The organism is Coprococcus sp. RTP21428st1_C9_RTP21428_210409, assembly GCF_040227395.1.
GTDB lineage: Bacteria > Bacillota > Clostridia > Lachnospirales > Lachnospiraceae > Coprococcus > Coprococcus aceti.
In genome coordinates this window covers 1-12,602 of sequence record NZ_JBEHVV010000079.1, presented here as the reverse complement: position 1 = coordinate 12,602, position 12,602 = coordinate 1, and the positions used below count along the sequence as shown (strand labels likewise).

Here is a 12,602-nt window from a genome sequence, read left to right as displayed (position 1 = left end):
GCCCTTATGACAAATGGTATTCCAACGAATACGAGGGCGATGGTAAGTCCTATCTTCGTGTATGCAACGTCTATTCCAAGAGCCTTGAGCGTTTTTCCAAGAAATCCATCCTCACTGTAAAGTCTCGACAGTGTGATACCGGCAACCGCCGTTGGCAGACAGAACGGAAGCTCTATGAATCCGTCCAGTATCTTCTTGCCGGGAAAATCGTATTTGACCAGTGTCCACGCTATTATCAGACCAAACACCGTGTTAACTATCGCCGCTATGAACGAACAGCCGATGCTGGTCTTAAATGCATTCAGCACATTCTTCTTCAGAAGCAGATGCCAAAATTCACCCGGTGAGAGCTTCAGCGATGACACCAGCACCGATGCCAGCGGGATCAGAACTATCAGCGACAGCATTGCAATGACTATTCCAAGCGTCAGATGATATCCCGGGATAACTCTGGTCTTCTTTGCGTTATTAAGTTTATCCTTCTTGCCATTTTCCTCTGCTGCCATCTCGTCTTCCAATCCATTTTAATAATCATATATCTCGTCAAACTTTGCACCGTCATCGAAGAAATCCTCATAGGCTTTGTCCCAGCCTCCGAAATCATCTATGGTCCACTGCTTGATGTCCAGATCAAATACGTCTGCATACTCTGCAAGTATCTTCTCATTTGTCGGGCGATAGCCGCTCTCAGCCTCAAGCCTCTGAGCGTCATCGCTGTACAGGTACTTCAGATACTCTGTGCTGACCGACTCTGTTCCATTGTGCTTTGCGTTGTCATCGACAACCGCCACACTCGGCTGAGCCAGTATACTCACCGACGGATTAACTATCTCGTAATCCTCCGGGTATTCCCTCAGGGTTGCTATCGCCTCATTCTCCCAGGCAATCAGTACATCACCCTTGCCATTCTCCACAAATGTGGTCGTCGAACCTCTGGCTCCCGAATCCATGACCGACACATTCTGATAAAGCTTCTTCATAAACTGCCATATATCAGCTTCATCGCTGTATGTAGTTCTGGCATAGGCAAGAGCCGCAAGGAAATTCCAACAGGCTCCGCCGCTACTCTTCGGATCAGGTGTTATGACTTCCACATCGTCCTTCACCAGATCGTTCCAGTCCTTTATATCCTTAGCATTTCCCTTTCTCACCAGGAACACGATAGTGGATGTGTAGGGTGCTGAATCCTTGTCAAATTCATCTATCCAGCCCTTATCTATCAGACCATTTGCCGATATGAGGTCAATGTCATGCTCAAGTGCCAGTGTGACAACATCCGCATTACAGCCCTCCACAACCGATCTGGCCTGTGAACCGGAGCCTCCATGAGACTGGATGACCTTGATGTCCTGTCCGTACTGCTCTTTGTAATACTGTTCGAACATGTCATTGTATCGCTCATACAGCTCCCTCGTCGGGTCATACGAAACATTTGTAATTGTGATAACATCGTCCTTCTTCCCGCCACAGCCGGCAGCACCTATCGCCAGCACCGCCGCCATGGACAGAAGCAATACTTTTTTTCCAAGTCTCATATCTTTTCTCTTTCTCATAAATAGGTCAATTCTTCCAATGAGCAATAATTGCTGCAACGATATTAACTTCTGCTATACAGTTCACAACCTCCAGGCAATTATTGCGGTCTACAGGTTAAACAGTGATGTTGAGAGGTATCTCTCTCCTGTATCCGGGAAGAGAACCACGATGGTCTTGCCCTCGTACTCAGGTCTCTTTGCAATCTCAGTTGCCGCATAGAGTGCCGCACCTGCGGATATTCCAACCAATACACCATCTGTCTTTGCTATTTTTCTCGCTGTGTCAAATGCGTCATCGTTCTGGATCCTGATGATCTCATCCACGATGCTCAGATCCATGACGCCAGGTACGAATCCTGCTCCGATTCCCTGGATCTTGTGTGGGCCAGGTGCTCCGCCTGAGAGAACCGGTGAATCAGCAGGCTCAACTGCAATCAGCTTGACATTTGGATTGTGCTCCTTGAGTCCGCTTCCTGTTCCTGTAGCTGTTCCGCCTGTTCCTACTGCTGATACAAATGCATCAACCTTTCCGTCTGTATCTCTCCAGATCTCCTCCGCCGTTGTCTTCTTGTGGATAGCAGGATTTGCCTTGTTCTCAAACTGCTGTGGGATGAATGCATTTCCATACTGCTCCTTGAGCTCATTTGCCTTGGCGATGGCTCCCTTCATTCCTTCTCTTCCAGGTGTTAATACGATCTCAGCACCGAGAGCTGAAACAATCTTTCTACGCTCAACACTCATGGTGTCCGGCATTGTAAGTATCAGGTGAAGGCCCTTTGCCGCTGATACAAATGCAAGTCCGATTCCTGTATTTCCTGATGTAGGCTCAATGATGACTGTCTCCTGGTTGATGAGACCATCCTTGATTCCCTGCTCGATCATGGCTGCTGCCACACGATCCTTTACTGAGCCAAGTGGGTTGAAATACTCAAGCTTTGCAACGATGTGTGCCTTGAGTCCAAGCTCCTTCTCATAATTTGTGAGCTCCAGAAGTGGAGTGTTTCCTATAAGTTCTGTTAACTGTGATGCTATCTTTGCCATGATTTTGTTTCCTTTCTTTTTTTACTTTTTTGAAGTCTCTATGTTCTTTCTTGATTCTTTACTATCTTTATATACTGTACATTATTTTCTATATAATTCTTAACAGGCCATCTGATAAATCTTTTCCTCTATTGCTCCTGCCAGTGCTGCATGGCCCTCAGGATTCATGTGTTCCTGATCTGCCTCGCTGCTGTCCGCCACGGATGATGCCGCCAGGAATTCCACACCAAACTCATCGGCTATCTTCCTGTACACATCTGTGAGTTTTCTTGACACCTCAACGGATTCCGGTGAGAACTCAGGATCAAATTCATCCTTCCACACCTGCTCGCCCAAATGTATCGGCGATACGAGAAGTATCCTGCTGTCCGCTGAATACTGTTTTGCCTGAATGAGCAGTCTCCGTATTCCCTTGCCTATCACATCCGGCGATGCCGAGAACACTGTTTTACAGTCATTTGTTCCAAGCATGATCACTATATTCTCCGGTTTGTGTGTCTCCAGCAGAGTAGGGAACAGCGACACGCCCTTTCTTCCCTGTCTCAGTGGATCCTCGAACACTGTTGTTCTTCCACAGAGACCTTCCTCTATGATCCTTATATCTTTATTTGCCAGCTTCTGCTGCAATATACTGGTCCATCTGATCCCCCAGGGAAATCTCTCACCATTCTCAGGATTGTATCCCCATGTATTGGAATCTCCAAAGCACAACACCTGTTGCATCTGTCCACCTCCCGTCTATTGAACCTCGTTCTGTCCAATGGATCTCATTGTCAATCCACATATATCCTATCTGATATGTAGTAATTATCTGTCAACATGTTGGAGTATACAACTTATTTCCTACTATGTCAATAGGGATTATGTGCTTTTATTGTTTAAAAAAAGAGTGAAGATGTAAAAAATATCATCTCCACTCCTTTATAAAGCACATATCCAGCCGTTAATCCTCTGCATTAGGATCACAATCTCTTACATACACATCAACCGAACTACCGCTTACTTTTATGTAATATGACTTTCCAGCTTCACAGTTATAGCTCATGTAAAAATCTTTTTTATTTGTTGTCTTGCTATGCTCTGCATCGTCCACTTCCATGAGCAGATTTTTGTTCTCATCATATAAGTATCCCTTTGGATCACCGTATGAAACAGAATAAAAATAATATGTTCCTGTTTTCTTTGGCACATACCTGTAATACATTCCAACTTCTGCATATACATCGTTAAAATTGCCAAAGTCAATAGCAAATTCATTCACATCCGCAGTTAACGTGGTCGTCTTACTGGTCACTTTTGCTGATATCACACCACGCTTACCTGAACCTTCCGCTGTCAGCTCATATGTTCCAGGAACAAGATACACATATCCGTTCCAGCCACATATTCTACCATATTCATCTGTCCATCTGCCCAGATCGTCAACCGTGCACTTTTCATTGTTAGATTTGACCGCAATCTTTGTTACATCCGCCGCAAGATCCACTTTATTCTCCCCAACGCCAAATGTACGATTGCCGATATAAGTCACATCGTCCCCAATTTTAATTTTCACATCATATGTTCCAGGAATAATTGACATATAATATTGTCCATTACGATCTACTGTAGCAAATTCACTGTTAAGTTCGTATTGGACTGAATTATCTTTGTTTATGATAATAACACTTGCCCCATCCAGTATATTGCCATTTTTATCTCTGACATACCCCATAAGAGTTGATCCAAGTATAGTTTTTATCACACAACCAACTATGGTACTTATTTTTTCGTTGTTGGCATCTGTTATTTTTACTTTGAGATTATATGTACCTTCTTCTTCTAATTTACCGGTTATTTTTCCTTTTGAATCAATGCTGAGATTATAACTTTCTCCGACAAAACTGTATGTATAACTTCCGGAACCGCCAGCCACAGCTGCAATACTATTGTTGATCCTACAGATATGGCTGTTACGTCCCATAATTTTAAATACTGGTTCATAATTTCCTGCAATCGTTGTCTGGCTGTATATATTCCATGAAATTTCATAAGTGTCCACATTTCCCAGTTCATCGACTGCTTTAACAGTTGTCACAGTCGTTCCCGCCTTAGTCGGTTTTCCACTGAAATAAACCTTATTGGCATCTCCTGGATCCACCTTGTATTTCACGCCGGCAGGGAGGCCCACTACATTGATCACACATATGCCCTTATAACCTTCAATGCTATTTACATCCAGAGTCTTATTCATACCAACATTCTGCTCACACTTATAGGATACATAAATCGTTCTATTATTCACGTCTCCAGAATAATATGTCTCAATTTTAGAATTACCTGTACCCGTAAGTCCCTTTATATATATGCAGATTCTTGCCTTTCTTGACAATGTATAGCCTCTTCTCAGTGCAATCGTATAGTTCTTATTGTCTTTTGTTGTAACACTGTCAAATGGAATATTGTAATTATAATTACCATTCATCACTGTACTCGCCTTGATTGAAAAACTTGAGGACGTCAGTTTCTGTTCAGATGACAGCGTAAGTTTAACTGTACGAGGGTTACTCATCATTGCCGATACAATTGTGACTGGTTTTTCGACCGTTATTTTGTACGAAGCCTTCTTGCCGGTGCCATCTGTAGCCTTCGCTGTTATCACCGCTGTTCCTGTAGCAGCTGCATATACATTTCCTGCAGAATTTACCACTGCTACCTTATCATTTGAAGAACTCCATGCACATTTTTTATTTGTTGCATCTGCCGGCTTTATCACCGGGCTTAGCTGCATCGTTCTGCCAACATACATCTTTCCATTTGTTTTGCTGAAACTTATCGATGATACTGAGGCCCTTACAGTCACCCTGCAGATCGCTTTCTTTCCTGAACCATCAGCAGCAATCGCTGTGATCGTCGCTCTACCGCCTCTTACTGCTGTGACCCTGCCTGATACGCTTACCTTTGCGATCTTGGAATTGCTGCTTTTCCAGATAACCTTCTTATTGCTGGTTGTGTTAGGACCTACTGTCGCCTTTATCACTGCCGACCTGCCCTTCTTGATCGTCAGCGCAGATTTGTTCACCTTGACTCTTGTGGCCGGCTGTCCGACTGTGACCTTCACCACCTTCTTGATCTTCGCATTTGACTTGAGAGAGATCGTGATATTTGCACTACCCTTTTTCACTGCTTTTATCTTACCTGTAGAAGATACTGTCACGATCTTTTTATTGCTTGTTGAGAATTTCAGATTGCCTGAAGTCGTATTTGTCTTCAGTGTAAATGTTTTCCTCGCCTTGAGTGTAAGAGTATTACTTGGAAGATTCTTCACCGTGATACTCTTGACGGTTGATGTGGCCGCCGCATTTACCGGAATGCTGACACCTGTAAATGTCAATGCAAATGCAAGGATCACCGCAACGACCGCCATAAACCTGTTACTTCTTTTCATAAAGTTCCTCCTTTTTCCTTAAAACATAACCTTTCCTTTTTAATACACCATATCACAATTATGAATTATGCGCATTTTTTTGTCAATCTCGCAAAATTCCCTATTATTTTGTATAAAAAGGCGAAAAGCCGGATATACAATCCACTTATTGTATCCCCGGCTTTTCGCTAGTTCTTAATATTCTAATTAAATATACTTAATAACACTTTTTACAAGGAGTATATCCCATGCTCTCTGCATAACTCTTTGATACCTTTGTCGGTCCGTTCATGCCACTACATGTCGATCTGCTGTGGTACTTCTTTCCTGTTCTCGGTATCCATACATCATTTCCAGAACCTTTTCCAATCGATCCCTGTGAACCATTTCCACTTCCGGAATTTCCAGAACTGTCGGAACTTGTGTTGTTCTTTGGTGGTGTATATTTCTGTTTTACAACCTTTATATTTGACCATTTGCCATAATAGGTTTTTACTTTTCCTTTTACCCTGACCTGTCTGAACGCTCTGACTTTTATGGTGTACGATGTCCTGTAAGTGTCAAGCAGAAGTGTTCTTGATGTTTTTCCCCTTACCGAAACCTTTCTGTACACAGAACTGTTCGTCTTTCTAAATGCCACCTGGTAACCTGTGGCGTTTTTCACACTCTTCCATGACACAAATATCTCATCATGCCAGTAATTTGCCTTTGCGCTCTTTATTGTCACCTTTGCAGGAGTTGTGGCCGCCTGAACCTCCGTCGAGCCAGATGCAAAAGCCCCGGCAAACAACATGGAAAATGCAACCATTAACACGACTACTTTTCTCATTAGTTTGTTCATAATATGATCCTCCTCACTATAATATGTGCATATCCCGTCTACGCAACTACAGCTATCATATTACTTATTATATCACTTTCCAATATATATACAAACTGTATATTGACATTATCACCACAAAAGTTAATTACCCGATTTCGGATTAGTAGTCGATATATATACATCACATGCGGATCTGATTACGGATATATAATATGTCTTGCCCGCAACACATTTATAACTCATGCAAAAATCATTTTTATTAGTTGACAGGTCGTGCTTTACATCATCCACTGCTGCCAGAATTTTTCTGTTCTCATCATACAGATATCCATACGGATCTCCTGTCGAAATTGAATAGAAGTAATATGTGCCCGTGTTTTTTGGAACAAATTTGTATAACTCTTCTTTTTCCGCATAAAATGATGTTTTATCGCCAATCTCGATCACATCCTCAGACATTTTTGCTGTGACTGAAACTGCCTTTCTGTCTACCTTTGCAGTTATCACTCCTCGCTTACCCATTCCTTTGGCCTTAAGTGTATATGATGTTCCTGGAACAAGATAAACATACCCATTTGTACCGCATTGTCTGTCATATTCATCATACCATGCTCCGATATCATCAACAGAATACTTGGCATTGTCAGGATTTACAGTAAGTTTTAATACATCTGATACAAAGTTTCTGCCAGTCTCAGACTTGTCAAATTTCTGATTATACAGATATGTGCTGTCATCTCTTATGGATATTACCACTTCGTATGTACCAGGGAACAGATCCATCGAATATGAGCCATCATTTCTTGATGTAGCACCATTCCACGCAAGCTTATAAGGAGTTGCTTTATCCTGATTGTAGAACTTGATCGATACCCCGTTCAGGTTATTTCCATTTATATCCTTGACATACCCCTCAACCTTGATCGCCTTTTTAGCATTTATCTCACAGTTAACTGTGGTGCTGATCTTCGTATCGTTGTCATCCGTTATCTTTACCTTCAGGTTATATGTTCCCTCCTGATAAATTTTTCCTGTGACCCTTCCTGTTATATCAACACTCAAGCCATAGTCATCCCCGTCTATGCTATAAGTGTATTTCCCTGAACCGCCTGCGACAGATGCAGGCTTCACACTTACTGAATAATATTTATCATCCGTGCCTATCATGCCGTATTGAGGTATATAATACGCCGCGATCACCGACGAACTGCTGACATTCCATGTAATTATGTATGTAACTATATCCCGCAGCTCATCAACAGACTTAATTGTTGTTTTCGTTGTTCCTGTCTTTCTCACTGTTCCACTGAAACTGATCGCGTTACTTCCATCCGTTTTTATTGCATATTTCACACCATCAGGGAGCTTGTCTACAGTAATTTTACATATTCCTCTTGCTCGATCCACTGTAAATTCTCTGCTGAATGACTCATTCTGTTCAAGTTCATAAGTCATATAAACCCTTCTATTTGAATGATCCTTGGAATAATATGTCTCAATACTTGACTTACCTGTGCCATACAGTCCATCTACATAGACACAGACTCTCACATAATCGCTTAATGAGCATCCTCTTCTCAGCGCTATGGTGTAGGTTTTATTGTCCTTTGTCGTCACGCCGTCCAATGGAATGGTATAGTTATATGTTCCATTCAGTACCGTGCTCGCCTTTACAACAAAACTGGAAGCCGGAAGTTTCTGACTTCCCGATAATGTAACCTGCACAGTTTGTGGGTCACTGACAGTTGCAGATGCTATGGTGTTCGCTTTCGCAACTGTGACTTTGTATGTCGCCTTCTTACCTGTGCCATCTGTAGCCTTTGCTGTTATCACTGCTGTTCCTGCAGCAACCGCATATACTTTTCCTTCAGAATTTACCATGGCTACCTTATCATTTGAAGAACTCCATGCACATTTCTTATTGGTTGCATATGCCGGCTTTATAACTGGGCTGAGCTGCATCGTTTTGCCTACATACAGCTTTCCACTTATTTTACTGAATTTTAATGATGTTATCGGTGCCTTTACTGTTACCTTGCAGACTGCTTTCTTTCCTGAACCGTCAGCAGCCACTGCTGTGATAGTCACTGTTCCGCCTTTTACCGCTGTGACCCTGCCTGTAGCACTTACCTTTGCGATCTTGGAATTGCTACTCTTCCAGATAACCTTCTTATTGCTGGTTGTGTTAGGTCCTACTGTCGCCTTTATCACTGCCGACCTGCCCTTCTTGATCGTCAGCGCAGATTTGTTCACCTTGACTCTTGTGGCCGGCTGTCCGACTGTGACCTTCACCACCTTCTTGATCTTCGCATTTGACTTGAGATAGATCGTGATATTTGCACTACCCTTTTTCACTGCTTTTATCTTACCTGTAGAAGATACTGTCACGATCTTTTTATTGCTTGTTGAGAATTTCAGATTGCCTGAAGTCGTATTTGTCTTCAGTGTAAATGTTTTCCTCGCCTTGAGTGTAAGAGTATTACTTGGAAGATTCTTCACCGTGATACTCTTGACGGTTGATGTGGCCGCCGCATTTACCGGAATGCTGACACCTGTAAATGTCAATGCAAATGCAAGGATCACCGCAATGACCGCCATAAACCTGTTACTTCTTTTCATAAAGTTCCTCCTTTTTTATGTAACATTCCCTTTTAATACACCATATCATATATTATAAATTATATATTATGCTTGTCAATCTCGCACATGCTATTGAGCATTATTCATACCCACATAAAAAGACGTACGGGTATCCTCTTAATTTCCAGGATACTCTGTGGTTATATATACCATACTGCTGTTTCGTGTAACATTAATATAGTAGACTTTTCCTGCTTCAAAGTTATATGACATATAGAAATCGTGGTCATTTCCTGTGCTGATATGCTCCTGCTTGTCATCATCATTAATTGTAAGCACTTCTCCATCTGCATCATAAAGATGTCCATATGGATTATTACCCGATCCAGAGCTTGAATAGATATAGTATGCTGCCGTCATCTTTGGAACAAATCTATAGTATGTTCCCACTGATGCATTTATAGAGGTTCTATCACCAATCTCCTCATAGTCTGTCTTAATATCTGCTACAACATATGAAGTCTTGCGGTTTATCGTTGCGGTTATAGTTCCGGCTAAAGCAACCCCGCGACCTGTAAGTCTGTAAGTACCAGGCGCCAGATAAACGTATGCACCAGCTCCAACGCTGTTGCCATCCTCGTCATACCATGTGCCGATATTCTCTATATTATATCCGTTATCTTTTGATCTAACGGATATCTTTTTTACATCCGACGAATAATTTCTTCCCGAAATGTTTCCGGTAAACCGCTGTGAATATATGTATGTTGTGTCCGAACCCGAATATATCGCTATATCATATGTCCCAGGAACAATATCTACAGAATACGATCCATCTCTTTTTACATCAGAATAACAGTAATATGTATACTCTGTGGATTTGTCCCTATTCGTAAATATAATATATGCATTTGACAATACTTCTCCTGCCACATCCCTGATATATCCCGATACTGTAATTCCCTGTGCAACATTTATCACACAGTCTACAGTTGTGCTGACTCCGGCATTATCGGAATCCGTTATCCTGACTTTTATATTATAAGTACCAGCCTTATTGATGTAACCCTCCAATTTACCATTACTATAAATATCAAGACCATAAGTATTGCCAACTATATCATAGATATAATTTCCTGAGCCACCAGCTACAGAATTTATATCAGCAGCTACATGCACAGCCGCTCCACTTTCACCACGAGTGCGATAATACCTTGGGCTGTAATAAGCTGATATCACGGAGCTGTTGTATACACACCATGTTACGATAGTTGTCATTGTATTACCATACTCATCAACTGCTGTAATTGTCGTGACTGATGTGCCAGACTTGGTTATTTTCCCTGTGAAAGTAATACAGTTGGAACGCATTCCACCTATTGTATACCTCATTCCAGCCGGAACGTCCTTTACAGAAACCTTGAGGTAGCCACTGCCAGATAAATTAACGTCTGTATTCACATTCGCATTCTGCTCAATTGCTCTGGCTTCATAATATGTCTTATTATACTTTCCGTCAGAATAATATGTCTCCACCTTACCGGTTCCTGTTCCTGTAAGTCCACTTACGTACACACATATTCTGTCCGAAGATGAAAGCCTGTTCTCCTTGTTTAACCTGATCGTGTATTTTTTATTGTCTCCTGTAGACACACTTTCAATCGGAATGCTCTTGTTGTATATGCCGCCATTTAATGTGGTCTTTACTTTAACAGCAAAATTTGATGCTGTCAGCTTCTGTGCAGATGACAATGTAACATTTATTGTCTGCCTGTTATCCACCTGCGCCGAAGCAATCTTCACAGCATTTAGAACTGACAGCTTATATTTTACTGTCTTTTTTGTTCCGTCTGTAGTTGTTGCCGTAATCACTGTGGTTCCAGCGCCAACAGCCACAACGAGTCCGGATGAACTTACCATAGCGACCTTATCATTCGAAGACTTCCAGGTACACTTTTTGTTTGTTGCATCTGCCGGTGCAATGACTGGGTTTAACTGTTCTGTTTTTCCCACATACATCTTACCGCTGCCCTTTTTGAACTTTATAGAAGTTACATACGCCTTGACTGATACCTTACAACTTGCCTTCTTGCCGGAACCATCTGCAGCTACTGCTGTGATGACTGCTGAACCGCCTCCGGCTGCTGTTATCCGTCCTCTGGAATTAACCTTAGCAACCTTTATATTGCTGCTCTTCCATACGACCTTCTTATTGCTTGCCTTGCTTGTTCCAACAGAAGCCTTTACCACAGCACTTTTTCCTTTTACCAGCGTCAGCTTGCTTTTAGTAAGCTTTACACTCGTGACAGGCTGTCCTGCAGTTACCGTAATAACCTTCTTTACCTTAGGATCAGCCTTCAGCGACATTGTAATCTTAGCTGTCCCATTTTTTACATTTCCTGCTTTGATCACTCCCGCAGTTGTCACGGTTGCTATCCTTCTGTTGCTGGTTACGAATTTCAGCTCTTTCGCCGCCACATTTGTCTTAAGAGCAAATGACTTTCCCGCCTTGAGCGTAAGTGTGCCGGCTGGCAGATTGCTCACAGTGATGCTCTTTACAACCGTGTTTTTTGCCGTAGCCGCCGTTGTAGCTGCCAGCGCAGTTCCCGGAACATTCATACCTGAAAATATCAGTGCAAATGCAAGAATAACCGCCACAGCCTTCATGATTTTTCTGTACCCTTTCATAACACTCCTCCTGATTTAATAAAAAATCCGCTATACTTCATAAAATCAGTATAGCGGACTTTATTTTATTAATCTACCATCAAATACTATCAATGAGTTTTTCGCTGTCATCACACATTCTGTATCCCACGCCCAGCTCATTGATGATAAAACTCTTCTTGCCCGGCTTCACTCCGAACTTCTTTCTTATATTCGCCATATTGACCTGAAGTCTCTTGGTGCTTCCCATGTCATTGTAGCCCCAGACCTCCTTGACTATAAAACTGTATGTAAGCATCTTGCCCGGATGTCTGGACAGAAGATCGACTATGTTGTACTCAGTCTGAGTCAGCTTGATCTCCTCATCCCCTATGAACACTCGTCTGGCCTCATAGTCTATGAGCAGATCCCCAGTCTGGAATTTCCCTGTCGGCAGTTCACTGTCATGTGCCTGGTAAAGCACTGTGCGGAGTGCAGATCTGACCCTGGCAACCAGCTCCTCCGAACCAAATGGTTTTGTAACATAATCATTTGCACCCAGATTGAGAGC

General features: G+C 42.3%; 9 protein-coding genes. All 9 read right to left on the bottom strand.

Annotated elements, in window-relative coordinates:
• Nucleotides 1–506, bottom strand: a 506-nt coding sequence (locus ABUA34_RS12280; RefSeq protein WP_502880270.1) for an ABC transporter permease, incomplete at its 3' end; no start/stop codon positions are given.
• A gap of 18 nt (nt 507–524) precedes the next feature.
• Nucleotides 525–1,535, bottom strand: a complete 1,011-nt coding sequence (locus tag ABUA34_RS12275) for a sulfate ABC transporter substrate-binding protein (RefSeq protein ID WP_349823403.1) — start codon at nt 1,533–1,535, stop codon at nt 525–527.
• A 108-nt stretch (nt 1,536–1,643) separates the two neighbouring features.
• Complete coding sequence (gene cysK / locus ABUA34_RS12270) at nt 1,644–2,576, bottom strand: cysteine synthase A (RefSeq protein WP_349823402.1); 933 nt, start codon at nt 2,574–2,576, stop codon at nt 1,644–1,646.
• A gap of 99 nt (nt 2,577–2,675) precedes the next feature.
• Complete coding sequence (locus tag ABUA34_RS12265; protein ID WP_055145420.1) at nt 2,676–3,299, bottom strand: GDSL-type esterase/lipase family protein; 624 nt, start codon at nt 3,297–3,299, stop codon at nt 2,676–2,678.
• 220 nt (nt 3,300–3,519) lie between these two features.
• Nucleotides 3,520–6,003, bottom strand: a complete 2,484-nt coding sequence (locus ABUA34_RS12260; protein WP_256183750.1) for an Ig-like domain-containing protein — start codon at nt 6,001–6,003, stop codon at nt 3,520–3,522.
• A 196-nt stretch (nt 6,004–6,199) separates the two neighbouring features.
• Nucleotides 6,200–6,823, bottom strand: a complete 624-nt coding sequence (locus ABUA34_RS12255) for a hypothetical protein (RefSeq protein ID WP_349823401.1) — start codon at nt 6,821–6,823, stop codon at nt 6,200–6,202.
• Nucleotides 6,824–6,946: 123 nt separating this feature from the next.
• Nucleotides 6,947–9,424 (bottom strand): Ig-like domain-containing protein, encoded by a 2,478-nt coding sequence (locus tag ABUA34_RS12250; RefSeq protein ID WP_349823400.1) that lies wholly within the window; start codon nt 9,422–9,424, stop codon nt 6,947–6,949.
• A gap of 138 nt (nt 9,425–9,562) precedes the next feature.
• On the bottom strand, nt 9,563–12,073 hold the full coding sequence (locus ABUA34_RS12245) for an Ig-like domain-containing protein (RefSeq protein ID WP_349823399.1): 2,511 nt from the start codon (nt 12,071–12,073) through the stop codon (nt 9,563–9,565).
• A gap of 79 nt (nt 12,074–12,152) precedes the next feature.
• Nucleotides 12,153–12,602: response regulator transcription factor (locus ABUA34_RS12240; protein WP_349823398.1), on the bottom strand; the 450-nt coding region annotated here is incomplete at its 5' end.